At 48.6% G+C, this 25,823-nt stretch carries 25 protein-coding genes and 2 tRNA genes; 19 read left to right on the forward strand and 8 right to left on the reverse strand.

The window, feature by feature from the left end:
* The coding region (locus tag J4G07_03960; GenBank protein MCE2413138.1) for a hypothetical protein at positions 1 to 225 on the forward strand (225 nt) is incomplete at its 5' end.
* 83 nt (positions 226 to 308) lie between these two features.
* On the opposite strand, the gene J4G07_03965 is transcribed toward J4G07_03960, so the two are convergent.
* Together J4G07_03965 and J4G07_03970 are read right to left on the reverse strand one after the other, a co-directional pair.
* Positions 309 to 1,160 carry a sugar phosphate isomerase/epimerase gene (locus tag J4G07_03965; GenBank protein ID MCE2413139.1) on the reverse strand — a complete coding sequence of 284 codons (852 nt, stop codon included), beginning with the start codon at positions 1,158 to 1,160 and terminating at the stop codon, positions 309 to 311.
* A 77-nt stretch (positions 1,161 to 1,237) separates the two neighbouring features.
* A complete protein-coding gene (locus tag J4G07_03970) occupies positions 1,238 to 2,131 on the reverse strand; it encodes an NAD(P)-dependent oxidoreductase (GenBank protein MCE2413140.1) in 894 nt (297 codons plus the stop codon).
* 242 nt (positions 2,132 to 2,373) lie between these two features.
* Between J4G07_03970 and J4G07_03975 the strand changes: the two genes are divergently transcribed.
* Both J4G07_03975 and J4G07_03980 read left to right on the forward strand, forming a co-directional pair.
* Positions 2,374 to 3,405, forward strand: a complete 1,032-nt coding sequence (locus J4G07_03975; GenBank protein MCE2413141.1) for a Gfo/Idh/MocA family oxidoreductase — start codon at positions 2,374 to 2,376, stop codon at positions 3,403 to 3,405.
* 214 nt (positions 3,406 to 3,619) lie between these two features.
* Positions 3,620 to 4,636 carry an alcohol dehydrogenase catalytic domain-containing protein gene (locus tag J4G07_03980; GenBank protein ID MCE2413142.1) on the forward strand — a complete coding sequence of 339 codons (1,017 nt, stop codon included), beginning with the start codon at positions 3,620 to 3,622 and terminating at the stop codon, positions 4,634 to 4,636.
* Positions 4,637 to 4,730: 94 nt separating this feature from the next.
* Here the strand turns inward: J4G07_03980 and J4G07_03985 are convergent, their stop codons facing one another.
* Positions 4,731 to 5,096 carry a hypothetical protein gene (locus J4G07_03985; protein MCE2413143.1) on the reverse strand — a complete coding sequence of 122 codons (366 nt, stop codon included), beginning with the start codon at positions 5,094 to 5,096 and terminating at the stop codon, positions 4,731 to 4,733.
* A gap of 118 nt (positions 5,097 to 5,214) precedes the next feature.
* Here J4G07_03985 and J4G07_03990 point away from each other — a divergent pair, with 118 nt between their 5' ends.
* The 9 genes from J4G07_03990 (at position 5,215) to J4G07_04030 (ending at position 15,370) form a co-directional block, all read left to right on the forward strand.
* Positions 5,215 to 5,826 (forward strand): ATP-binding protein, encoded by a 612-nt coding sequence (locus tag J4G07_03990; GenBank protein MCE2413144.1) that lies wholly within the window; start codon positions 5,215 to 5,217, stop codon positions 5,824 to 5,826.
* 118 nt (positions 5,827 to 5,944) lie between these two features.
* Entirely contained in the window at positions 5,945 to 6,394 is a 450-nt protein-coding gene (locus tag J4G07_03995; protein ID MCE2413145.1) for a hypothetical protein, read from the forward strand.
* A gap of 56 nt (positions 6,395 to 6,450) precedes the next feature.
* Positions 6,451 to 7,290, forward strand: a complete 840-nt coding sequence (locus J4G07_04000; GenBank protein ID MCE2413146.1) for a deoxyribonuclease IV — start codon at positions 6,451 to 6,453, stop codon at positions 7,288 to 7,290.
* Between the two features lie 228 nt (positions 7,291 to 7,518).
* Positions 7,519 to 7,725 carry a heavy-metal-associated domain-containing protein gene (locus J4G07_04005; protein ID MCE2413147.1) on the forward strand — a complete coding sequence of 69 codons (207 nt, stop codon included), beginning with the start codon at positions 7,519 to 7,521 and terminating at the stop codon, positions 7,723 to 7,725.
* Positions 7,726 to 7,823: 98 nt separating this feature from the next.
* Entirely contained in the window at positions 7,824 to 9,113 is a 1,290-nt protein-coding gene (gene obgE / locus J4G07_04010) for a GTPase ObgE (GenBank protein ID MCE2413148.1), read from the forward strand.
* Positions 9,067 to 10,230, forward strand: coding sequence for a glutamate 5-kinase (gene proB / locus J4G07_04015; protein MCE2413149.1), 1,164 nt, complete (start codon positions 9,067 to 9,069; stop codon positions 10,228 to 10,230). The genes obgE and proB overlap by 47 nt, the downstream gene beginning before the upstream one ends.
* Positions 10,231 to 10,557: 327 nt before the next feature.
* Positions 10,558 to 11,820: a glutamate-5-semialdehyde dehydrogenase gene (locus J4G07_04020; GenBank protein ID MCE2413150.1), complete on the forward strand. Its 1,263-nt coding sequence runs from the start codon at positions 10,558 to 10,560 to the stop codon at positions 11,818 to 11,820.
* A gap of 29 nt (positions 11,821 to 11,849) precedes the next feature.
* Positions 11,850 to 13,217: a hypothetical protein gene (locus J4G07_04025; protein ID MCE2413151.1), complete on the forward strand. Its 1,368-nt coding sequence runs from the start codon at positions 11,850 to 11,852 to the stop codon at positions 13,215 to 13,217.
* 518 nt (positions 13,218 to 13,735) lie between these two features.
* Positions 13,736 to 15,370: a calcineurin-like phosphoesterase family protein gene (locus J4G07_04030; protein MCE2413152.1), complete on the forward strand. Its 1,635-nt coding sequence runs from the start codon at positions 13,736 to 13,738 to the stop codon at positions 15,368 to 15,370.
* A 1-nt stretch (position 15,371) separates the two neighbouring features.
* Here the strand turns inward: J4G07_04030 and J4G07_04035 are convergent, their stop codons facing one another.
* From J4G07_04035 to J4G07_04050, 4 genes are all read right to left on the reverse strand, one after another.
* Positions 15,372 to 16,079 carry a hypothetical protein gene (locus tag J4G07_04035; protein ID MCE2413153.1) on the reverse strand — a complete coding sequence of 236 codons (708 nt, stop codon included), beginning with the start codon at positions 16,077 to 16,079 and terminating at the stop codon, positions 15,372 to 15,374.
* Positions 16,076 to 17,515: a sigma-54-dependent Fis family transcriptional regulator gene (locus tag J4G07_04040; protein MCE2413154.1), complete on the reverse strand. Its 1,440-nt coding sequence runs from the start codon at positions 17,513 to 17,515 to the stop codon at positions 16,076 to 16,078. Before J4G07_04040 ends, J4G07_04035 begins: the two co-directional genes overlap by 4 nt.
* Before the next feature lie 132 nt (positions 17,516 to 17,647).
* The gene (locus J4G07_04045; GenBank protein MCE2413155.1) at positions 17,648 to 18,934 is read right to left on the reverse strand and encodes an LLM class flavin-dependent oxidoreductase; all 1,287 of its coding nucleotides are present in this window, start codon (positions 18,932 to 18,934) and stop codon (positions 17,648 to 17,650) included.
* 106 nt (positions 18,935 to 19,040) lie between these two features.
* Positions 19,041 to 19,814 carry an aldo/keto reductase gene (locus J4G07_04050; GenBank protein ID MCE2413156.1) on the reverse strand — a complete coding sequence of 258 codons (774 nt, stop codon included), beginning with the start codon at positions 19,812 to 19,814 and terminating at the stop codon, positions 19,041 to 19,043.
* 86 nt (positions 19,815 to 19,900) lie between these two features.
* Between J4G07_04050 and J4G07_04055 the strand changes: the two genes are divergently transcribed.
* Positions 19,901 to 19,986 (forward strand) — tRNA-Leu (locus tag J4G07_04055).
* Between the two features lie 21 nt (positions 19,987 to 20,007).
* Positions 20,008 to 20,081: transfer RNA gene (locus J4G07_04060), tRNA-Met, on the forward strand.
* Between the two features lie 112 nt (positions 20,082 to 20,193).
* On the opposite strand, the gene J4G07_04065 is transcribed toward J4G07_04060, so the two are convergent.
* Positions 20,194 to 21,318 (reverse strand): sigma-54-dependent Fis family transcriptional regulator, encoded by a 1,125-nt coding sequence (locus J4G07_04065; protein MCE2413157.1) that lies wholly within the window; start codon positions 21,316 to 21,318, stop codon positions 20,194 to 20,196.
* Positions 21,319 to 21,842: 524 nt separating this feature from the next.
* Between J4G07_04065 and J4G07_04070 the strand changes: the two genes are divergently transcribed.
* The 5 genes from J4G07_04070 to J4G07_04090 all read left to right on the forward strand — a co-directional run.
* Positions 21,843 to 22,268: a hypothetical protein gene (locus J4G07_04070; GenBank protein ID MCE2413158.1), complete on the forward strand. Its 426-nt coding sequence runs from the start codon at positions 21,843 to 21,845 to the stop codon at positions 22,266 to 22,268.
* Between the two features lie 236 nt (positions 22,269 to 22,504).
* Positions 22,505 to 24,466: a hypothetical protein gene (locus tag J4G07_04075; GenBank protein ID MCE2413159.1), complete on the forward strand. Its 1,962-nt coding sequence runs from the start codon at positions 22,505 to 22,507 to the stop codon at positions 24,464 to 24,466.
* A 1-nt stretch (position 24,467) separates the two neighbouring features.
* Complete coding sequence (locus tag J4G07_04080) at positions 24,468 to 25,076, forward strand: glycosyltransferase family 39 protein (GenBank protein ID MCE2413160.1); 609 nt, start codon at positions 24,468 to 24,470, stop codon at positions 25,074 to 25,076.
* Positions 25,077 to 25,123: 47 nt separating this feature from the next.
* Positions 25,124 to 25,393 (forward strand): hypothetical protein, encoded by a 270-nt coding sequence (locus tag J4G07_04085; protein ID MCE2413161.1) that lies wholly within the window; start codon positions 25,124 to 25,126, stop codon positions 25,391 to 25,393.
* Between the two features lie 27 nt (positions 25,394 to 25,420).
* Positions 25,421 to 25,823: hypothetical protein (locus J4G07_04090; GenBank protein MCE2413162.1), on the forward strand; the 403-nt coding region annotated here is incomplete at its 3' end.

Here is a 25,823-nt window from a genome sequence, read left to right on the forward strand (position 1 = left end):
GTTCACACAAACGCTGTCAACCGCGGTGCTGGCGACTTCCAAGATGATTTCAAGGTTAACCTCGTCGCAGGTCCTAATGTCTTATTGGTGAAGGTCAGTGAACGCGGCGGCGGTTGGAGCCTGTTCGCTGGTGTTGGTGGCGTGTGGTCCCTCGGAGATACTTTCGTTTCCGTTGAACCCGCTGGAAAACTCTTCACAACTTGGGGAAGCCTGAAAGCCAAGTAAGGTTTAGCTTCGCTATACTACAGTTAAAATGAAAGGACGCAGCCAGAACGTTTTGGCTGCATCCTTTTTCTTTTTAAGTCTTGCTATCGTCCCATGAGTTCCATAAAGACCGGTAGCAATTCCCTAAATCCGTCCTCACGCGTCCCACCGACAGGAGTGTAGACGCTCTCTAAAGAGATCGCACCATCGTATCCGTCGCGTTTCAGAGCATTCACGATGTCATTGTAGTAAGGATCCATCTGCCCTTGACGCATGGCGCAGAAATCGAATGTCGCTGCCGGGAGGTTCACGACACCATCCTTGAGATGAACGTGGGCAATGTGTTCGCGGATGACCTCGTACCCATCTGGATAAGGGATTTCAGTGCAATAGAGCGAGCTGCACGGATCCCAGAGGACTTTCAGATGCGGGACATCTAACTCATCAATCAATTTTTTCGCAAGATGCGCCGATGTTACGTTACCGGAGATTGCGGTTTCGATAACAAGTGTAATGCCCGCGGCATCTGCGATTCGCAACGGTTCCTCTAACCTGTTCAGAAGCGTCGTCCACGCACCTTCGGAGATAATAGGTTCTGCTCCGAAAAGCACCATCTCTTTTCGGAAGCTGAAAATCCGCACGAGATTCGTGCCGAGTGCCTGAGCGACATCAATACACCGTTGTAACGTCGCAATATGTGCGCGATACGCAGGGGCATCAACTGCCGTATCCACAGGGAGTGCTGTAAGATTGTGATGCGAGATACACGATACCTTTAAATCCCGATCTTCGATTAACTCTTTGACCCGTTCAATGTCTGCATCTGTCAGATCTCCAACCTGCTTTTCCCACAGATACTGTAATTCAACGTATTCCAATCCCGTTTCTACCATCGTATCGAGCGCATACTCGAATTCCCGACTGATGCCATCTGTGATAGTTCCCAATTTGAACATTCAATTCCTCTCAATTTCTTTGTCTCTGTAGGTTTCAAAAGTGCTAAATACACGCTTGCCAGATATTTGCACTATACTTATTCTGTTTTTCGGACCTCGACACCTGCGATGTTTTCAAGGATTTTGATGATAGTCCAGTTATCCTCGTCAGGGTTTACTGCTTTTCCGGCTTGAAAGAGTTCAAAAGCGGCACTTGCCGCGAAAAGCGGCACACCACAATCGCTTGCCATATTTTTCGCCAACGTGAGATCCTTATACATTGTGCCGATATTACTTTGTCCCTTGAAATTCCGATCCAATATATTTTGTGTTGTGTCCCTGAACAGGAAATTTCCAACGACACTCGTGCTGACAACATCACGAAGCGTTTCCGGTGCTACGCCTGCCTTCACTGCTAAGGTCAGTGCTTCAAAGATACCGGCATAAGTGACACCAATGAGAACTGCCAGTGCAGACTTGACGGTTTGCCCCATCCCAGCCTCTTCCCCAACGTGATAGATGTCCCGTCCGACTGCTTCAAGCACCGGTTTCGATGCTTCAAATGTCCCCTGTGGTGCCGATACCATCATTGTGAGGGTTCCAGCGGCTGCGCCCGGTGCCCCACCACTGACAGGTGCATCGACAATATTAAACCCTTTTTCTGTCACCAGTTCGGCGACCTCTATCACCTGTGAGCGTCCGATAGTCGCCGTACAGATGACCGTACCTCCGGGTTTGAGTCCTGCCAGCAGCCCGTCTTCTGTAAGAAGTGCTGCCTTGACCTGTTCAACATTCAGGACCATAATAAAGACGGCATCTGCAGCCGCGCCCACTTCTCGCGGCGATGTAGCGGCATGTGCTCCCTCTTCCACAAGTGTTTCCAACGGCTCTGGGCGGACATCATACACTGTGAGTTCGTGTCCAGCTTTCAGGATGTTTCTTGACATCCCCATACCCATGTTGCCAACCCCGATTAATCCAACTTTTGCCATAAATTACCTCAAGAAGTTTCATAAATAATAGTATGTAGAATTGACACAGATTCCGCATTCTTTAGAAGTTGTATTTTACATACGATCCCGCCGTAACTGTGCCAGCAAACATCGGCTGAGTTTATCACAAATTTTCGGAAATGTCAATCAGTTTCCGATCCGGCTATGTCCATGCAATTTTTATACGTTTTTTTCTGGTTTATGCTATAATTAGGCATTTACATAACAAAGGAGCCAAATATATGGCAGATACCATCAAAGGTGCCGTCCTCGGGTATGGAGCGGCATTCAATATGGGCAAAGCCCACGCAAATATGATGCAAAATACAGATGGCATTGAATGTGTTGCTATCTGTGACATTGATCCAGAGCGAACAAAAGCCGCGAAAGAAGATTTTCCGGGAATCCGCACCTATAACTCGGTTGAAGAACTCAATGCGGACGATGGCGTTGACCTGATTGCGAACGTCCTTCCGCATAGTCTACACTGTGGTCCAACTGTGTCGAGCCTCGCAGCAGGTAAACATGTCATCGTTGAAAAACCGATGTGCGTCACAATCGCAGAAGCGACTGAAATGATTACGACCGCCAAAGAGAACACCGTTATGTTGTCCGTTCATCACAACCGACGGTGGGATGCCGACTTCTGGACGCTTCGTGAACTCGTTCACTCCGGTGTTATCGGTAAAGTCTTTAGCGTTGAGATGTGGGGTGGCGGCTATGGTAGACCGAATCCGGACTGGTGGCGGAGTGTCAAGGCGATTTCCGGTGGCCAATTCTACGATTGGGGCGCACACTACCTCGATTGGCTACTCAATGTCCTTGAGGCCCCGATGATTAACGTCACGGGCTTCTACCAACCGAATCTCGTCTGGGACGATATTACCAACGAGGATCATGTCCAAGCCATTATCCGATTTGCAGGGGGCGAGGTGGTTGCGGACGGAGCGGCGGCAAACATCCAGATGTCTAACATCGCGAAAATTGGGGGATCCCGATGGAAACTGCTCGGCTCACACGGCGCGATTACTGACGGAGACGGCGGGTTTAAGGTGTTATCCGAAGCCGAAGGACATCCGAAAGAGCAGCAGGTCAGTTATCATCGCAGACCAGGACCGACCTACTATGAAAATATCGTCGCTCATTTAAACGATGGCACGCCGTTGCTTGTGACACCGGAATCCGCTCGCCGCGTTATCGCTATCATGGACTTGGCGGAAAAATCTGCCAAAACACATCAAGCAGAAACTGTCCCTTACGAGTTTGAATCATAGGATCTAACAGATTGGATTGAACGTGGTGAAACGCAATAGATTCCGACACCCGGCAGGTGCGGTTCCTAACCGCACCCCGATTTAAGAATGTATAGGTAACGCTAAAATCTACCGTAAAACAAAAACCGTAGCCCGTAATGAAATGGAGGGCGGGTTTAAGGAACGCACTTTGTCGTTGGAACGTATGCCTTCCCCCGCAAGGTATAATTAAAAAATGAAAGCAATTGTTTTTGAGAAAATCCAGCAATTACGGATCCATGAGAAACCCATCCCTACACTTGCTACCGGAGATGTGCTCATCGAGATAAAACTCTGCGGCATTTGCGCGTCTGACCTTGCTGCGCTCCGTGGAGATGTATCGGATTACGCGCCCCCTGTCGTGATGGGACATGAACTCGCAGGTGTAGTGGTAGAGAGCCGACACCCCGATGTCAAAATCGGGGAACGGGTTACTGTCAATCCGATGCTTTCCTGCGGTGTATGCCCCGAATGCCAGAATGATCTGGACAAATACTGCACTACCATTGAAGGTATCGGTCACGATATTGATGGTGGCTACGCCGAATACATGCGGATGCCAAAACACGGCGTGGATACCGGCAAGCTTATCCGAGTCCCCGACAGCATTCCACCCGAAGAATTACTCTTTCTGGAACCGCTGGGCTGCTGCCTGAACGCAATGGGGGAAACGCTCTTCAAGAACTCTGTTGCTATCCTCGGTGCCGGTCCCATCGGCTTGATATTTACGCAATTGGCGAAGCGAGCGGGTTTGACAACCTATGTCTTTGAACCGCTGGCGCACCGCAGATCTGTCGCCGAAACGCTCGGTGCTGATCTCACTTTTGATGCTTCACCGGAGGCTACTGCGCAGCTTCAAGACATCACCCAGGGAGGCGTTGATACTGTCATCTCTTCCACAACCAATAAGGCATCCGTAATCGCACTCGCTTTTGATATTATCCGTAGAGGGGGGTGCGTCAACTTCTTTGGACTTGCTCCGGACGGCGAAACGCTCAACATCAACTTAGAAGAGTTCCACTATACAGGTCATAAACTGATGGCTTCGTGGGCGTTTTCGCGCGCCAGTCTTGAAGCGTCGCGCCAGCTTCTGATAGAAAAAGCCCTTAATTTTGAACCGCTGTTAACAGATCGGTTCCCAATTGCACAAGGTTTAGCGGCGTTCGATAATGCTGGTGCGGGGCTTGGGGTCAAGACTGTCGTTTATCCGTGACAGATAGGACGAACGCGACTCTTCCGTGAGGATTGATTCACACATTTGCCAGATGTCGAGGTCCCCGAAGTAGATGCGAGAACCCCACTATATCTTAGTTCCCAAGTGCCTGTCGGAACGCCTCGAAGCTCCCAGTGAGTGAGGCGGTGCGGAGCAGCTGATTGAGCTCCTCAAGGTCGGATATCGCCTCCAAAGTCGGTTTTATGGTCTCCACATCCCCGTGTGGAAAACGCGCCGTAAGCACAGCGAGAATGTTGTCGCGGGTGCCTTGTTCGACCCCTTGCTGTAAAAAACGTTGTTGTAGCTCTTGGTAGAAAGGTGATGCTTGCATGATGTCCTCCGTTATTAATGTGTCAAAAAGTTCTTCAAGGTCACCGAAGTTATTGAAAACACGCATTGCAAAAAAAGCGTCGTACGCGTCGTCTCGTCCACGGGTGCCGCACGCGCAGCATCTATACATTTCGCAGCCCATTCCGCCTCTGACATGCTCGAAGGAGACACCATCAAGGGTGTAAAGATACGCGCGCGAAAAACACCTCAATAGAAGCACTCGAGAACCGATTAACCGCCGCCCAGAGATGGGATTTTTCTCTGAGCACCCGACACGTCTAACTGATGTGTTTTCACTGGAGCATATTAACGTCTTAGATTTGAGCGTCGTTGATGCCGGAACGAAAGGACTCCGCAATCTGGTCTTGGATATCATCGCACGGCGATTGTTTACAGAGCGAACACGTATGCGACGGCGCGAAGAATTTGGAATGGAAACGAGTCTACCTCGAGTGTGGATGGCGATTGACGAGGCACATCAGTTTGTACCCCAAGGCAGAGCATCCTTGTGTAAAGAGATGTTAATCCGTTGGGTGAAAGAGGGACGCCAGCCGGGACTCAGCCTCGTTGTTGCAACCCAACAACCTTCTGCAATTGATGCTGAACTACTCTCACAGTGCGATTTGATTATGGCACATAAGATCACAACATGGGATGACATCAACGCCCTTGACCGTCTGAGTGCAACCTATATGAAAGGTGACTTGAAAGGGTATATTCGGCAACTGAACCGTCGTGGCGAGGCACTTCTGGTTGATGACGAAACTGAATCTGTTAACACAATTCGGGTCCGTCCGCGACGCAGCGCACACGGTGGAGCTGAAATTCAGGAAAAAACAGCCAAACGTTCTTTTTTCTAAGATTCACTATAAATGATCCCGTCTCTCTTTGAAAAGATTTGCTATCCGCGTTTGGGGTGTGCTATAATTATTTCACTAAACTTTCTACACTTAGCAACAACGGGGTCTGGATAAAGACGTGCAAACCGAGAATGAACTGTATGAAGCAGGGCTTAAAGAACTGATAACACAAATGGGAGCAGCCTATATGGATCGGTTTCTCCAGCAGTGTAAGCCTAATGATTATGACCACACTGCCGAGCGGCATAAATGGTTGGATGATGATCCAGATATCCCGACGATGGTCAAGCGGATTCAAGAACGGAAAACCCAACAAGAAACGGAAGCACGTGTCACAGGCGAAAGAATTGAGGCTTGGCGTAAGGGTTTACTTGAACTCACCGATATTGAAATCTATGAATTGGGTGCGAAAGTTCTTACAGATAAACTGGGCGTTCCCGGTTCCATCGGATTTTTGCGCCATCATTTCAAACAGGACGAAAATCCCTTGCCGCAGCAATCGATGCCAGATAAGGACACCCCTGTAATCCCGAACCAACAGACACATGCAGCTGAGCCAAGGGATTAAGGGAATCGTGTGATTGGAACCGCTGCAAAACGAAACATGGAGATACCAACCGAAATATGATCCTCGGTGCACACGTGTCCACAGCAGGCGGCTTACACAATGCCATTACAAATGGCGACAAACTCGACTGCGACACAATCCAAATCTTTTTGAGAAACCCAAACCGATGGGTGGCGAAACCGCCGCCCCCTGCCGTAATGGATAAGTTTCGTGACGCTTGGACAGCCTCTCCCATTGGGGAAGTGATTGTTCACGATATTCACCTGAGCAATCTCGCTTCACCGAAAACAGAGGTCCTCGAAAAATCACGCCAACAGTTTCAGGAACAGATGGAACTTGCGGATACCCTCGGTCTCCGCTACATCGTGACACACCTCGGCGCGCACCTCGGCGAGGGTGAGGAACCCGGCTTAAAGCTATTAAGCGATAGTTTCGATTTTTTATTTGAAAACGTTGAGGCACCGGATGTCACTGTTCTTCTTGAAACCACGGCTGGGCAAGGCACGAACCTCGGCTATTGCTTTGAACATCTGCGTGATGTCATTGGACTGTCGAAATACCCAGATCGGTTTGGTGTCTGTTTGGATACGTGTCATGTTTTCGCTGCTGGTTACGACCTCCGGACTGCGTCTGATTGTGAAGCAACATTTAATCAGTTCGACGAGGTTATCGGTTTAACACGATTAAAGGCTTTTCATCTCAACGACGCAAAATCAACTTATCAGAGTCGCGTGGACCGGCATGAACACATCGGCGATGGCAATATCGGTGCAACTGCATTCGCTTATATCCTCAACGATGCCCGGTTCGCGGAAATTCCACTTATCATTGAAACACCACAGATGGAGACAATGCACGAGACAAACCTCACAACCTTACGCGGGTTAAGTGTGTAGTATGGGTTTTTCCTATTGAGCGCAAAGAACGGCGGGGATAAAGGGTGTCTATCGGTTTTTGGGAAGTTGCTTTTCTCATTCTTCTTTTTTTGGGAATCGTCATTGTGTCTCGTCTTGTTGAACGTTTTCGGGTGAAACGTATCTGTCCTGCGTGTGGCGTGGCGATTCGGACGCACACGCAAACGTGTCCATCGTGCGAATACAGTTTTCCGAGAAAGGTATAAAATCATGGAAAAAACGAAATTAAAAATCGGTGGGATGTCCTGTCAACATTGTGTCAAAACCGTAACCGATGCCCTCACAGAACTGCCAGGCGTTCGGCGTGCGAAGGTCAACTTGCGTAAAGCTGAGGCTGTCGTTCAATACGATCCCTCGCGCGTTACCCCTGCCCATCTCACAGCGGTGATAACCACAGCAGGTTTTGAGGTATTCTAACCCACGCTGTTCCCCAACGAGTTCTCAGATATGGACGTGCGACAAATCACACAACTACGAACCTACTCTAAAATTCAAAATAGATAGGACGGTAGTCTATGGACACAGCAAGGATTCAGGTGAAAGCAGGCAATGGCGGGAACGGGTGCATCAGTTTCCGCCGAGAGAAATACGTCCCTCGTGGCGGTCCTGATGGCGGGGACGGCGGGAACGGTGGAAACATCCTTCTCGTCGCTATCCTTGGGATGAGTACGCTGATCGATTTGCGTCATAACCCACGTCAGGTCGCTGAAAACGGTGGACACGGCATGGGCAAGCAACGAGACGGTGCCGATGGCGCAGATTGTATTGTTAGAGTTCCTGCTGGCACCATCATCAGAGACTTAGAAACTGCCGAGCTGCTTGCAGATCTGACCGAACCTGATGAAGCAGTTGTTGTCGCGCGCGGGGGGATCGGTGGGAAAGGCAATGCCCGATTTAAAAGCAGCACCTTTCGGGCACCACGCGTTGCAGAAAAAGGTGAACCGGGAGAAGAACGCGAAATAAGCCTCGAAGTCAAACTCATCGCCGATATCGGCTTGGTCGGCTATCCGAACGCCGGGAAATCAACTCTGTTGGCGCGTACTTCCGCCGCGACCCCGAAAATCGCCGCCTATCCGTTCACCACACTTCGTCCGAATTTAGGGGTTGTCCGTATCAATCGGGAGCAGAATTTCGTCCTCGCCGACATTCCGGGATTGATAGAAGGGGCACACAAAGGGGCAGGCTTAGGACACCAATTTCTGCGACACATTGAGCGCACCAAGATGCTTATCCATGTTATTGACCTGAGCGCGACAGATGGACGGGATCCGATTGAGGACTATGAGCAACTCAACCTTGAACTGGAGCATTACAACGAACTCTTGACAGAACTCCCGCAAATCATTGCCCTGAATAAGATAGATATGCCAGACGCTACGGCGAATGTGGAACGTGTCCAAGAATATTTCGGTAAGCGCAAAGTTTTCCCTATCTCTGCGGTTACAGGCGAGGGTGTAAATGCACTCATACAGCAAGCATATCGTTCCTTACAATACCTTGAAACGCGCGCCCGAAAGGAGGCGGAGACGACGATTGTCTTTGAAGAGGAACTCTCTCCAGAGCCACGCGCACGGTTTGAACTCGCTGAGACGCGAGAAGGATTTGTTGTCAGGGGTGAAGAACCTCGACGCGCCGTTCTCATGACCGACATGGACAATGAGCAAGCACTGATTCTGCTGTACCGGAAACTGAAAAGGATCGGAGTGATTAACGCACTGGAACGCTCTGGTGCAGTGGAAGGAGACACCATTCAGATTGATGAATTTGAGTTCACCTATAGCCCACGATCAATGCAATCCCGCTGAACAGCGCGCCTGTTTGTCAGACATAAAACGTCTTGTTGTAAAAGTTGGCAGCAGCACCATTTCGGATGGAGCACACCTCAACGAGGATGCACTCCACGGGCTTGTCCACGATTTAGCACTCGTTAAAGAGAACGGTGTGGAGGTTATCCTCGTCACATCTGGGGCAATTGCGGCGGGTTGGCCCCGACTCGGCTTGAAACAACGTCCGCAAACGCTACCGCGCTTACAAGCTGCTGCTGCTGTTGGGCAGATCGAGCTGATGGCAGTTTATGAGGCGTTATTTCGCAACTATGGACAGCGAACGGCACTCATGTTGCTGACACGGGACGATTTCTCCAATCGGGAACGCTATACACGCATGAACGACACAATGCGCGCCCTCTTACATCTCGGCGTGATTCCGATTATCAATGAAAACGATACCGTTGCTGTAGACGAGATTCGGGTTGGCGATAACGATACCCTTTCTGCTTACGTAACGAACCTCGCCCAAGCACAACTCCTCGTTATTCTCTCGGATCAAGCGGGATTCTACACCGCAGATCCAAGACACGACCCTAACTCGGAATTGATACATACTGTTACGACCATCTCAAAGGCAATCTGGAAAGCCGCCGGACGCGCTGGCACAACAAGCGGTACTGGCGGAATGGTGACGAAATTGCAAGCCGCTGATATCGTCACCGGATCCGGAGAGATGATGGTACTGGCATACGGACACGAACCGCTCGTCGTAACAAGACTCTTGAAAGGTGAACTTCTCGGAACGTTATTCCTTCCAAATTCCCGTATCTCTGGAAGAAAACGGTGGATCGCTTATTCACGTCCACCTAAAGGCAGGCTCTTTGTGGACAATGGCGCACGCGATGCTCTCGTGCAAGGTGGTAAAAGCCTATTACCTGCTGGCGTCCGAAGCGTTGAAGGCGATTTTGATTATAGCGATACCGTTTCGTGCCTTACTGAAAACGGCACAGAATTCGCACGCGGTTTGGTGAACTATAATGCTATAGAGACTACCAAACTTGCAGGAAAACACACAAGACATATTGAGAATATTCTCGGCTACCGCGATTACGATGAAATCATACATCGAGATAATTTGGTATTACTCGACTGATTTCGCTCCATCTGCCGAATGGTGAAATAATTAAAAATCCAAATGAAAAATGTTACACTTTTCACCAAATTATTTTTTTTCAACAGAGAATCGCAACAGAGAAATACCCAGTAAATCCACGCCACCAGTGGATTCTCAACCGAAATTCGCACAGAAATGCCAATTTAAAAATGTTATAAAAACGTAACATTTTGGAACATTAGGCTCCTCTGGGGTCAGGGGTTTCCGTAGCGAAACCCAACATGGCACTTTTATCAAACTCACGTTATAGTACCAATTACCATTTTCAATTACCGTCTACTGATAGCGACCTCTCAAAGGAACACTATGAACCCAAACATCCAAGAATTGATTCAATCGCAGGCGCGAAAGGCAAAATCGGCAATGCGTGTTTTATCACGAAGTTCTGCCGATGTCCGAAATCACGCGCTTTTAACGATGGCTGAAAGTCTACAGAATTCTAAAGATAAAATTCAGGAAGCGAATCGGACTGATCTCGAAAAAGGCGAAAAAACAGGACTCGCTGCGCCACTCATGCAACGCCTCTTACTGGACGACCAAAAGATTGAACGGATGGTGGACAATCTCCGCCAAGTCGCTGCACTCCCGGATCCGATCGGCGAGATTATCAGTATGGGGGAACGTCCGAATGGACTCAAAATTGGCACAGTCCGTGTGCCTATCGGGGTCGTCGCTGTGGTATATGAGTCGCGTCCTGACGTGACCGTGGAGGTATCCGCACTCTGCATTAAATCAGGAAACGGGGTCATCCTCCGAGGCGGCTCTGAAGCCATTAACTCCAACGCTACACTTGCGGATATCCTCAGTAAGACCGCTGCTGCAGAAGGCGTGCCAGATGCCATCCAGTTCGTTAACACGACTGACCGACAAGCGGTCTATGAACTCATCCGATTGCCGGACTACGTTGACCTCGTCATTCCACGCGGTAGCAATGAATTCGTCCAGTTTTTGATGAAAAAATCCGATGTCCCGGTGTTAGGACACGCCGATGGGATCTGTCATATCTACGTTGATGAAGCCGCTGATCTCAATATGGCAACCAAGATATGTATGAATGCGAAAGTCGGCTACAAAGTTGCTGTCTGCAATGCCTTAGAGACGCTCCTGGTTCACAACGATGCTGCCGAGCAATTCCTTCCTATTTTCTGTGACAAGTTGCAAGGTGCGAATGTTGAAATCCGCGGATGCGAACGCACGCAGAAGATTTTCCCTGCAGCGAAACCCGCCACCGAAGAAGATTGGCGGACAGAATACCTCGATTATATCTTATCCGTTCGGGTGGTAGATGACATGGACACAGCGATTGATCACATTGAAACCTACGGTTCGCACCATTCTGATGCGATTATCACTGAGAGTTACAGCGCGGCGCAACGGTTTCTCAAAGAAGTGGATTCCGCCGCAGTCTATGTCAATGCAAGCACTGTCTTCACAGATGGCTATGAATTTGGATTAGGTGCCGAGGTCGGGATTAGTACACAAAAACTCCACTCCCGCGGACCGATGGGGCTTGAGGGATTGACGACTTATAAGTATATCGTCTACGGAGACGGTCAAGTGCGCGAGTAGTTTCGCTTACGCCTTTCCTCAATTGCGTCATGTCCATTCATGCATCTCAGTCCCAAGCCTCCCTGCTCAAGAACGTACTTATTATTACGCCGCTGAGTCTGATCGGACGTGCGGGAACATTTCTCATCTACGTCGTTCTCGCTAATTGGTTCGGCGACCCAGCAGAGATGGATTTCATCTACTATTACTGGGGCATCGCCGTATTCCTGATAGAATTGCTCAGTGCCGCTTCCGCCTATTCTGTCCTCGTCCCGATGTTAGCTGAAGCCCGATCGAAAGGCGAAACCGAGGCACAACGTTGTGTGCAATCGATTTTTTCCCGATATATTGTCTTAATGCCGGGACTCTGCTGTCTCCTCGTCTTTCTTATATGGGGTATTTCCCAACTTTTCTTACCCAGTGCGGGACTCCCATCCTCTACAACAATCAGCATTGTGTGTGGATTCCTCTGCTTCACGATCATCGCTGCAGCACGCTGGATGCTCAAGGCAGTTTTAGACACCTACCAAGCCTTTCATCTGCCGATCATTGTCCAGGGACTCCGTGCTATCCTCGTCATCGGCGTTATATACCTGTGTAAGCCTTTTCTGATGTGGTTTAGCATTCCACTTGCTTTGATCGTTGGGGAACTGTTTCAACTGATTGTCCTGTTTCGGCGATGCTGTGCTGTCCTGAATTTACACCCCCGGCATCTTAAAGTCAATTGGCAGGGAACACCCTACACGACGCAATTCCTGCAGCAATGCCTGTTGATGATGGGCGCAGCGATCTCAGACGGGTTAAACCCGGTCGTCGACAGAGGTATGGCAAGCACATTGGGAGCAAGCTCCGTCTCGAAATTGGATTACGCACTCCGTCTGTGCGCAATCCCTGAAACGCTCACGGGTGTAGCACTTCCTGTTTTACTTTCGCATTGGGCAAGGATATCGTCCGCCGATTCGCAATCCGGAAAGTTTTTAAAAACAGGTCGGGAATCGGAGTTCGCTCCTACAGGGACACAGTTACAGCGAAGCGTCTGGCAAAGTGTCGTTGTGCTACTCATCCTGATGGTCCCGCTCCTGATGTGCCTATACCTTTTCCGAGTGGACATTGTCACGCTGTTATATGGACACGGCGAATTGTCCGAGGCAGGACAGTCTCACATTGCTTCGCTACTTGGTATCTATCTATTAGGAACGCTTCCGCGTTTAATCAGTCGCTTGCTAATCCGAGCGCATCTCGCACGCCAAGCACACCGGACGGTTGTCACGGCAACGCTTATCAGGCTTATCCTAAATCCTTTTCTCAATTGGTTCTTCATGCAGTATTGGGGATTAGAAGGAATCGCTTGGTCAACGGCGTTGTTGTCTTACCCGATTTTTGTGTATATTGCGTTTACGTTTTGGCGGCGGAGATAATTAAGAAAATTGACTTTGAGGTTAAAATGTTATATATTATACCCAACTCCAGGACTTACGCAGTTTTGACCGTAGTGTGATCTGTTAGGGCGGATTTTTGAAAAAACGCAGACGGTCCGCTGACCCAAACTAAAAGTTCGTGCTACAAAAGAGCAGCCTACGTAAGTCCTAAGTATTGATACGCGATACCAACTCGCTCACGAAGAGAGGGATGATCGCTTCTTCCGTGAAGACGGCAGTTGGCTTGGTAATTTTTACAACAAAGGTGTGAGTTACAAGTCGATAGCGGAACTCCGCCGAGAGTGGGGTTTGGAATAATCCTTCATTTGTGCAACACGCCACTTATGACGAGACTCCCTTCGGCACACATACCCGCTTTCAGTGCATGGTGGTACTCTGGTAATATTCACGAAAATGCCAAGGAAATGTTATCGCTCCGTAACCTCGGTATGTTACAATATTAAGCCTATGTATGAGAAAGAACATCACTTAAGCACTGATGCTAAAAGGGGATTCGTATGGTTTACAAGCAATGGAATTGTGTAGTTTTAATCGCCACCTTGATTTTTTACTGGATCGGAAACAGTGTCGCAGCAAATTCAACGGCAACTGGCACTGTATTTTTAGATACAAACGGAAATCAGGTGAAAGACGACAACGAGAACGGGTTGACTGGGGTTCGCGTCTCAAATGGTCAGGAGATTGTAAAAACCGATGCCAATGGACAATACTCACTTGCAGTCAGTGATGACACCATTCTCTTTGTCATTAAGCCGCGCGGATTTATGACACCAGTTGACGAAAATCGTCTCCCACGATTTTATTACGTTCACAAACCGCAAGGCTCACCAGAAGGACTGAAATATGCTGGCATCGCACCAACAGGTCCATTACCGGAGTCGATTGATTTTCCGCTCACTGAACAGTCAGAAAGCGATACGTTTAAGGTACTTGTTTTCGGGGATACACAACCCTATAATATGCAAGAGATTGAGTGGTTAGCACATGACGTAATTGAAGAAGTTATTGGCATTGATGCAGTATTCGGCCTCAGCCTTGGCGATTTAGTCGGTGACGATTTAAACCTATTCCACCCGCTTAACGAAGTAATGGCCACCGTTGGAATCCCTTGGTACAATGTCCACGGTAACCACGACATGAACTTTCTTGCTACGGATGATCGGTACGCCGATGAGACCTTCGAACGTGTTTATGGACCAACATGCTACTCATTTGATTGGGGACCTGTCCATTTCATCAACATCGACAATGTGCTTTTTTACCACGATGAAGAGAACAAGCCTCGCTACTCAAGTGAGGTCGGCGAACGGCAGTTGACGTTCGTTCGAAACGATCTTGCTTTTGTGCCGAAAGATCAGCTCATTGTGGTATCCCTACATATTCCGTTGACAGAGATGCGTGATGTGAAGGAATTGATGAATCTGCTCGGCGATCGCCCCTACACATTATCACTGTCAGCGCACACGCACTTCCAACGAGATGACTTCGTCGGACCGGAGCACGGTTGGCACGGGAACGACGCACATCATCATCACAACCATGCAACCACATCGGGCAGTTGGTGGCGGGGTACGCTTGATGAAATCGGGATTCCGCACACAACTATGCGAGATGGCGCACCGAACGGATACGGCGTTTTCACATTCAGCGGAAATCAATATTCAATTAGGTTTAAAGCCGCCCGGCGTCCAGCGGATTATCAGATGAATATATGGGCACCTTGGGAAGTCGCGTCTGCAGAAACTGGCGAAATAGATGTCATCGTTAACGTTTTTGGAGGCACCAAACGCTCAACGGTTGAATTCCGTCTCGGTGAAGTCGGAGAATGGAGACCGATGACCTATATGCCTCAGGAAGACCCATACTATAAAGCACTCAAAGCACGGGATGATACGAACCACCTTGAGCGGAAACTACATACCGCCCTTCGAGAAACAATGCAGTCAGAGTTGAAGGAAAACAGCGAACTGCCCCAAAGGGGGCAAGCACTGAGCGGGATTACAAAATCATTGCACATCTGGCAAGCGAAGTTTCCAGCGAATGTCCGCAAAGGCACGCACGTTATTCACGTCCGGACAACTGATATGTTTGGTCAAACTTTCACAGGACACCGAATTATCCGAGTGCAATAGTCTAAACTTTGGCGAAATGTTCAGGGTAATTTGAGGTTATACCTTGCACACCGAATGCTTTCATTTCGCGTATACGATGGATATCGTCCACAGTCCAACACCAGAGTGCGATACCACGCCGTTGGACTTCGTAAGCGAATTCCGATGTAATCAGTTGGTGGTTGACATTCAGTAAGTTGCTGCCGAGTTTCCCCAGTTGCTGGCACAACTGTACAGGGGAGGCGTGGTTGTTGTGATTTCCGATGAGCCATCCCGTTGGAATGCGAGGCTCTAACGAACGAACTGTCTGTAAAACAACAGTATGGAAGGAGATAATAACGGTAAGATCCGGTGTACGGGTCTCGCGGATTCTTGCGACGACTGCTTCCGCTATCAAAGGGTCTTTAATTTCCAAAACAGCAATAGTTTTCTTTGCGACGCATTCGAGTGCCTCTACGAGTGTAGGCACCGGTTCACCCACAAATTCGGGAGCGAACCATTCGCCAGCATCCGCATGCTTAATCGTCTCTAAAGTGGCTTGATTGACACGTCCAGAGTGATTTGTCGTTCGATCTAAGGATGCGTCGTGTATCACAACGACCTCGCCATCGGCGGTCCCGTGTAAATCAAATTCAACCGCATCCACACCGATTTCGATTGCTTTTTTGAATGCGGCGAGTGTATTTTCCGGGGCACTTCCGGATGCCCCACGGTGTGCAATCCGAATCATTTTAAACCGCTATTGCTCTGTTTAATCTTCTTTAAAAGGGTCGTTCGACTCATTCCGAGCAATTCTGCTGTTTTGCTGTGGTTACCCGAAAATTCATCTAACACCAATTCAATAAGTGATTTATCTAACAGTGCAATAACCTCCTCGTAAAGTCCATGTTTCTCTTGCGTAACAGCCTCTTTTGTCATGTCTTGTAAAACAGATTTGAGGGATACTTGTAGTTGTGAGGTACTGGTAGCATCTATCTGATGTCCTGTTCGGATTTCTGGTGGCAGATCATCCGGGAGAATTACATCTGCGCGGCAGAGCGTCCCTGCGCTTCGGATGCAGTTCTCCAACTCGCGAACGTTGCCGGGCCACGGATAGTCTTGTAGCAATTCCATTCCTTCTTTAGAGATACCGCGGATCGGCTTACTGAGTTCCTCTTGTATGAGTTGCAGGAAATGTGTAATCAGTAGCGGAATATCTTCTTGGCGTTCCCGTAACGGCGGAAGATGAAGCGCGATGCGCTTGAAACGGTAGTAGAGATCTTCGCGAAACTGTCCCCGCTTCACCATCTCACTGAGTTCCTGATTCGTGGCAGCGATGACCCGGACATCCACTTTAAGCTGCCGAGTTCCACCTAACCGTTCAATCTCCTGTGTTTGGAGCGCGCGAAGCAGCTTCACCTGTAATGTCGGGGTCATATTGCTGACTTCATCAAGAAAAAGTGTACCCTCATTAGCGAGTTCAAAACGTCCCGGTTTTCCCTCCTTCTTCGCGCCTGTGAATGCCCCCGCTTCGTAACCAAACAACTCACTCTCTAAAAGCTCATCGGGAAGCGCGCCACAATCAACTGGAACAAAGGGGGCTTCCTTCCTTGCACTCCCTGTATGAATTGCGCGCGCCACCAGATCCTTGCCAGTTCCTGTTTCGCCTTCAATTAGGACAGTCATCGTATTGCTCGCCATGATTCCGATGAGTTTGTAGATTTCGCGCATCTGGCTGCTCTTACCAACCAATCGGTGCCCAATCTCTGCGGTTGGCGATTCGTCTGCTGTCTCTACGGGTAAAGTACTTCGGACAGATTGTGTCCGAAAAGCACGTTCCAAGACGCTCTTGACGATATCCAGATCGATCGGTTTTGGAACAAAATCGAACGCCTGCAAGCGCATCGCTTCTATTGTTGTTTCCACATCGTCATACGCCGTGATGATAATTACAATTACCCACGGGTGATGCGCTTTAATTTCCTCTAACGCTTCCAGTCCGCTCATCCCTGGCAATTTCACATCGAGTAAAACGACATCTGGTTTGTCAGCCGCGATGCGGCATAAACCTTCCTCGGCATTGTTCGCAATACTTGGGCGATAGCCTTCGCTGTCTAAGAATTGCTCGAAAGCCCAACAGATTTTTTCGTCGTCGTCAATCACCAATACGTGTTTCATTTTTTTCATTATGTGCTGCTTCTCGCCGCTCCACCATGTTTCGCGTTGCTCTTCAGTACCGGTGGTGGGAAGGGGCGGAATGAAATTATGTCTTAAATGGCATAATTTGTCTTTGCTTTACATTTGGAGCAGTGCCCAGACTTAATCATTAGAAGTCCGCTTACCACCCTCTATTGACAATAAAAACTTCATGCCATCGTCGCTCATCTCATTGGTATCGGTTTCTTCCGTTTTTTCCTCTAATTTTCGCTTGAGTACAGGATAGGAATCCACGGTTGGGATTTCGCTGAGGGATGTCAAAGCGGGTTTTCGTTCCTCGGCTCTCTCGGTTGCTTCAGCGAATCGTTGATTTTTTTTAGCTACATGTCCTGCGTCTCGTACTTTGAAGTCTGGAAGTACTCGTTCTGCAAACAGTTCCAACGATTCACATATATCCTCATGAAGGTTCGCGCCAGCCTGCTGAATGAAGACGACTTGGTCGACTCCCGCTTCTTCCATAATCTCTAAGTGTTCGCGGACTTGGTCGGGCGTACCGATCCCTGCTCTACCTTCAGCTGGATCCTGTGGTGTTTGTTTATATAACTGCCAAATATCTGTTTCTCCCGGTATTTGCGAGCCATTGTGATAGTAATGTGCAAGCCCAAATCGGAAGAAACGTAAACCCTCCAAGCCGCGGGCGATGGCAGTCTCTTCGTTGTTATGACACGAAAAACCTGATACCATAGCGATGTTCGGATTCACCCGCTGCGTCAAGGGCTCACACTCTTTCTCGAAAATCTCATAATACTCTTCCACCCAGAATTTTGCTTCGTTTGCGTCAACAAATGCAAAGGTTAGCGCACCGAGTCCGTATCTGGCGGCGTATCGCAGGCTATCTCGGCTGGAACAGGCTACCCACGGTGGCGGATGCGGTGTCTGTAGCGGTTTTGGAATAACGTTGCGGGGCGGCATCGAAAAGAACTGTCCGTCATACCCCGCGTAAGGCGATTGGCTCATCATTTTCGCCGTTTCACGTGTGCATTCCGCCCACATCTCGCGTTTACATTTCGGATCAACGTTGAACCCATCGAGTTCCATACGAGAGGCGGATTCCCCGGTGCCCCATTCTACACGACCATTTGAGACGAGGTCAAGCGTGGCAATACGCTCGGCGACACGCGCCGGGTGATTGTAAGCCGGGGGCATCAACACAATTCCGTGTCCTAATCGAATCTGTGTTGTCCGTTGGCTACACGCTGCGAGAAATACTTCTGGTGCTGAAGAGTGTGAATACTCCTCAAGGAAATGGTGTTCTACCTCCCAGATATAGTCAAATCCGAGTGTATCCGCCAATTCTACCTGTGCTAACGCGTCTTGAAAGAGTTTATGTTCTGCCCCGTCGTGCCACGGACGTGGAATTTGATGTTCATAAAACAGTCCAAATTTCATTTTTTAATTATACCTTGCGGAGGAAGGACGGAGACCTGTCTTTGACGCGCCTTCCTCATATCCGCCTGCGCCGTTGTTGCAGGCTACATTTTTTGGTTATCTGTCCCTACATTTCGGTATCAAGCGTATGCATCTCTTCGTCAGTCAATTCCCATGCGAAAACATCTAAATTCTCGCGTAAATGCGGCACTGACCCCGATTTAGGGATTGTGATGATGTCCTGCTGCACCAACCACCGGAGGGCCACCTGTGCCGCAGTCTTTCCGTGATTCTCTCCAATACCACGCAGGACTGTATCACCGGCAAGGTCCCCAACAGCAAGCGGACGGTGTGCCGTCATCACAATACCGCGCTCGTGGCAGTAGTCACGCAGTTCTGAACGATTTCTGCGCACATGGTATTCCACCTGATTTGTGCAAATCGGGAGTTCGGAGACTTCACACGCCTCCTCGACCTGAGCGATGCTAAAGTTGCTGATGCCGATGCTTTTGACACTACCGGCTTCATGAAGTTTGTGGAAAGCCTCTAAAGTTTCGGCAACCGGAACAGAATCGCTCGGATGGTGAATCAATAACAGATCGACGTAATCCATCTGCAAATCGTTGAGACATTCCTCAAATTGCGAAAGAACCTCGGCATATTTGAGATGGGTACCCCAAATTTTGGTGGTCAGAAAGATTTCCTCGCGATCCATACGGAGATCGCGGAGTGCTTTCCCAATCTCACGTTGGTTCTGGTACATCCATGCCGTGTCAATATGTGTATAGCCCAATGCGACGGCTTCTTTGACGATCCGCTGACACTGTCTGCCTTTGAGTTGCCAAGTTCCCAAGCCGAATATCGGTATTTCATGTCCTGATGCAAGTGTGATGTTTTTCATAATACGCTATGATAGACGATTTAGAAAAAAAAGTCAAAAAAAGTTGACAAACACTTGGAGATGGTGTATACTATTAAAGTACTGGCGGTCGAGTGGTGGAATCGGTAGACACAACGGACTTAAAATCCGTCGCCTGTAAAAAGGTGTGAGGGTTCAAGTCCCTCCTCGACCATGGATTAGGTAACATTCTTGCCGCAGGGTAGAGCAGCCAGGTAGCTCGTCGGGCTCATAACCCGGAGGACGGGGGTTCAAATCCCCCCCCTGTTTCCGCCCCTGAAATTTCTTCCTGCTCAGAACCTTGAATATTTACCGATGAATATGAGCTTTAACCAGCAACCGTTCAATAACCCCGTGGCACTGTTGTTTTTTCACAGACTGGTTAGAAAAAATCGAGGCTCTCTACGGAATCGTCCGTTATATCCGTATCCCCGCGTGCATATACTTTAAGGGTTCGAGCATCAATCCCCAACGAAGCAGCTGCTTTAACCAATGTTGGGTATTTCTCGATGCGAACCTTGGCAACGTGACATAGAATTTCACACAGGTTCATATCTCCTATAGAGAGTGTTTCTTTTTTCAGAAAACTTGGGAGGCGTTCTGAGACGGCTTGTATAATTTGGCACTGTGTCTCTACGGGGAGTGCCCGCAATTGAGAAATTAGCGTAGAGATGGAATCTTGTGTGGGGGGTGTGTCTTTTTTTTCGGTCAACTCGCCATCAACCCTCACCGCAGCTGGTAGGGTAAAAAAATTATATGGAAAATCTTTGACTTCAAGTGTGTTCGTCGTTGCAAGTGCGACAGCTGTTTGAACTGCAACTTTGAGTTGTCGGATATTGCCAGGCCACGCGGCTTGTTCAAGACGAGTGAGTGCCGCTGGAGTAATCCCCCTAACATCTTTTCCATATTCAGGACCGAATTCGCCAATAAAAGTTTCTACCAAGGGGGCAATATCTTCTGGGCGTTCCGATAGTGCTGGTATGTCAAGCATCACGCCCATGAGTCGGTAGTAGAGGTCTGGTCGAAATTCCCCCTTCAAAACTGTTTCCCCGATGTTCTTATTTGTTGCCGCGGTAATATGAAAATCTGCTGTTAGATTCTCATTTCCGCCGAGGCGCGTGAAGGTTTTCAAATCCAAGACGCGAAGCAGCATTGTTTGTGCCTCCAAGGACATCTCGGCAATCTCATCTAAAAGGAGGGTGCCCCCTTTTGTCCTTTCAAATGCTCCCCGGCGTTGATGATTCGCTCCGGTAAATGCCCCTTTCTCATGTCCAAAGAGCTCACTTTGCAGGAGTTCAGCCGTGAACCGTCCACAATTGATGGCAACGAAAGGTTTATCCCGCCTCGGCCCATTTTCATGGATGTATCGTGCGATGCCTTCCTTGCCAACGCCGGTTTCGCCCGTGATGAAAAAGGGGAGATCCGATCCTACAAGCTGTCGGATCGTGCGATATATGTCCTGCATTGGTGCTGATGGCAATTCAATGAACACCGGTACCGTATTCATGAGGTCTTCCTTTAAGTTATGGCGAAACCCGAGGTTCGCAATTATTCGTATTAAAATTTCTATTCCGCGGACTATATATTAAAGACCCTTTTTTTATTGCAATTCGTGCATAAATGTAAAAAAAAAATGAAAAAATCTGCATTTTTAGGGAAATGTTACCAGAATTTGCTTTTTTGGCATTTAAAAACAGGGACGAGGAGTACAGATGTCCTCTTAAGCAATTTTCGCGCCTTTAAGCAATTTTCGCGCCTCCTTAAGCAATTTTCGCCTACGAGCAATTAGTGGGAGATAGTAAAGGGTCTCCATTTTTTCAGCGAAGAAAAGTTTTCGATAAAAAAATAAACACATCTCATGATATCTGTAAACCGAGGGGATGCCAGCGTTTGGAGGCATCACTTGTGGAAATATCCTGAGAGGGTTACAGGTTTTGGTGTGCCAACTGTGTTGGATTCTGGGAATTGGCACGGAACTTGCCTATAAATAACCAAAACTTTACCTTAAATCTTCTATATGAGGAGAAAAAAATGAAAGCCTTTTTCAACACGAAAAGTATTGTGGGACGCGTGCTAATCGTCTCACTTCTTGCTGGCGGATTGGTCTTCGCTGGCGCATTTGCTGTGAATATATTTGTTCCGACACCAACTGAGGCATCAGATTGCTGTGGCGGTAGCGAGTCAGAACTTGCTACCGATGGAGTTTCCAGTAAACTTGAAGGATGCTGTGGGAGTGCAAAAGGCAACCTCACTGTCACTTCCGAACCGTGTAACTGTATGGGCAATTCTACTTGTTCTACTTCTACTTGTTCTTCAAGTTCCAGCTGTAGTGGAACAAACAGTTGTAAGTCAGGTTGTGGTGATAATAAAGGATGTGGTGAAACTTGTAAGCCCAACATAGCTTGTAAGAACAGTAGCGCAGAGCGCTGCGATGGAACTTGTGATCCGGACTACTAAATCATGCGGATTGCCCAATGTCTATGAGGAATTTTTGAGATCGCTATTTACGCCTCTCATCTTCCTAGCAGGAGTATTCAATTCCATCATGCTAGTGGCACGGTCCCCCGTTCGTGCCACTAGCGTTGGTCACCACAGCACCACTATAAGTACTATATCCAGATTCGCGATTTTAACGCGAAATCGAAAACTAAATGTCGCCGAGATTCTTGGTCGTAATAAAAGGAAACAATTTGATGCAAAACGGCATCTCACCGCCATCCATGAAGGTCACCCCTTGGAACAACGATTTAACCACTTGGAATTTACCAGATGGTGCGATTGCTCGATTGGGACGGGGGTGTGTACGTGATATAGCATTTTCCCCTGATGGAAGCACGCTTGCTATTGGAAGCCGAACCGGCCTCTGGTGGTACGAGCTACCAACGTTATCTGCCATAGCATTGCAGGAAACAGAACGTGGGTTAATTTCTGCGGTTGCGTTTTCCCCAGATGGACGGTTGTTTGCCGCCGGCAATTGGGACAATATTGTCAAAGTGTGGAATGTTCAACGAGGTATCCCTGTAGCAAGGATGGAAATGCCGCGAAAGAGATATGATACTATTTCCCAGATTGCCTTTTCTCCGGATGGGCAACGCCTCGCTGCTTCCGGGCAAGTGAATGTTATCAACGTATGGAATCCAGAAACCGGGGCACTGATAGTAAAACTCACTGTAGGCAATGAACCAAAATCCGCCCCCCAGCCCGCCATCATCCCTCTCGCCTTTTCTCCAGACAGTAACCTGCTAGCAAGCACAACTCTAGAAAACTCTGTGTCAGTGTGGCATATGGAAACAGGAAAAAAAGTTGCCCATTTCGCAGGACATACGGAGTGTGTGTATTCCATTAGTTTCTCGCCGTGTGGTCGGTTCATCGCCTCTGGAGGTAAGGATGGCAAGATTCATGTGTGGGATGTGGAAAAGGAACAACAGGAACGAGTCTATACCGAATATGCAAAGTATCGGGTGATCCCTTCATATTCGCCTGATGGCACGTTGCTTGCCGCCGGGATTTGTGATAACACGGTGTTGATTTTAGATGTTTCTCAAGGTGAAAAGCAGGATAGTTTTGAATATACAGGGGCAATTCGTGCTTTCCGTTTTTCGGACAATGGTGAGCACTTCGCAGTAGCTGGGCCACGCGATTTCAAGGTGTGGTCAGCAGGACAAACCCCTACGCTTTCCGCACTTCATGGGCATATAGGTGCATCCTTTTCGGTGGTGTTTTCGCCGGATGGAAAACAACTGGCGAGTGGGGTAGAGTCTACGGTTAGGTTATGGGATGTTAGGAGTAAGCACTCGTGGGTGGCATTCGCCGGACATTCCGGTATTCGTTCGGTTGATTTTTCGCCCTGTGGAAAAATGCTGGCTTTCTGTTCCCACAATACCACTATTAAGGTATGTGGGGTTGCAACTGGTACCCCGATTGCCGAGCTCACTGAACATCACACCCCCGTGTATGCCTTAGCGTTCTCTCCCACAGGTACCCAGCTGGTAAGCGGCGATACAGCCGGAAAACTCTATGTGTGGGATGTCCAACGTTTAAAAAGACTAAAGGTGCTCACGAAGCATACAGATTGTCTGAAGTCAGTGGCATTTTCGCCTGATGGAAATCTGCTTGCCACTGTTTCGGAGGACAAAACCGCCCGACTTTGGGACATCACACGCTGTAAGCAAATTGCTTCCTTATCTCTAACAGTGCCACTAGAGGCAAATACGTACAAAGGCGACCCGCTCGAAATTCAGCAAAGGCTAAAATCGCTATCCAGTGTGGACACGCCTCCAAATTCTAGAATTGAGGCAATAGCGTTTTCACCGCGTGGGGACGTGATTGCCGGTGGATTGTATAGAGAAATCCGATTCTGGGATGTTCCGAGTTGTGATATCCGGATGATAATACCCCAGCCACAAGGCTGCCATTACCCCTTCGCGTTGGCTTTTTCACCGTGTGGGAGGTACCTTGCATCAGGTACATGGTGGCAGGGAACAGATAAAGTGTCTATTCGGTTATGGGAAGTTGCAAGTGGTGAGAATATCGCGACCTTTTGGGGACATCCCACTGATATTCAATCACTCGCATTTTCACCGGATGGTGAGTTACTGGCAAGTGGAAGTTTTGATGGCACTATCCTATTGTGGGATATGACCCTTTACCTATAACATGCGCAGCATAGTTCCTGAGCAGATTACCTCTTATGGGTCCAACAAGAAAGGGGCGTGTTACAGCCTGCTGCTATTTGTGGTAATTCTGTCGTCAGGGCTGTTGAAGTTCCGACATCTCGGACATCCATCCCTTCATTCACCGGATGAATGTTGTCATGCACTCGTTGCCAAGAATTTGCTCAAGCATCCGCTCACGCCGACACTAATTGATATCCCTTACCTACCAACTTTCGCTTTTGATTGGGGGGCTAATCACGTCTGGTTGCACAAACCCATTCTCGGGTTATGGCAGATTGCTGGATCCTATTGGCTGTTCGGTGTTAGCACATGGGCACTACGGTTTCCATCTGTGATTTTAAGCACGCTTGCTGTGGGGTTAACATATCTCATCGGCAAGGAACTGTTGAGTCAACAGGCAGGTTTTATCGCTGCGACGATTCAGGCGTTCTCCCCGTTTTTGATGCGGTTAATACACGGGTATCAATTCAGTGATGCCGTTGAATCTATTTTCTCGTGCGGGCATTGCGGACAGGAAAATGGTGGGATGTCGGTCTCTCAGGATTTGGTCAAGGGTGCGCCTTTCTCAGCAAATCTTATCTCGCCTTAATTGTAACAGGTTTAATTATAACAGCGTGGGTAGCACCTGCACTTGGAATGGCAAAACGCGCAGATACCCGCATTCTCGGTCGGCACATACTGGGGCTGACAAGTGTTTTTTTGCTAACGATACTACCATGGACACTTTGGACAGCGATTCAGTTCCCTGTTGAATTCCAGCACGAACATTTGTATATCTGGTTTCATTTGACAGCGGACATTGAGAATTGGGGAAGCCCGTGGCACAAGGTTATCTTGGTTTATGGACCCGTATTGTATGGTATTTTTTATCTGCCGATGAGCATAGCAGTGCTTGTCCTGATATAGAAGTTGTTTTTGGAGGAGAACATTGGGTTGACGCTCACGTATGCCTGGGGGTTCGGCGTGCTCATTCCGCACCTTTTGGCGGCAACGAAAACCCCCTCAGCAACGCTCATCGGCATGCCAGCTTTTTTATTGCTCTTTGGTGAGGGAATCCATAGATGCTTGTCGTGGATGCAAAAACACAAACGGTTCACTTTCCGAATTGGTATAATTATTACAATCGTAAGTCTGCTTGTCCTCGGGGTTCACACAATAATTGGCGCGTGGCGGGTTACGTCGCGTAACAGAAATACACGAACATTGGCAGAGACTGCGAGTTATGCTCAGACGCAGTTGCCTCAAAATGCTGTTCTCCTTGTCGAACTTGATGCCGACAAACTCCGGAATACGGATGATCATTTGCGACTTATGTTCCTTATGTCGAAAACAGCAC

This window comes from Candidatus Poribacteria bacterium (genome assembly GCA_021295715.1).
In the GTDB taxonomy this organism is placed as follows: Bacteria; Poribacteria; WGA-4E; order WGA-4E; family WGA-3G; genus WGA-3G.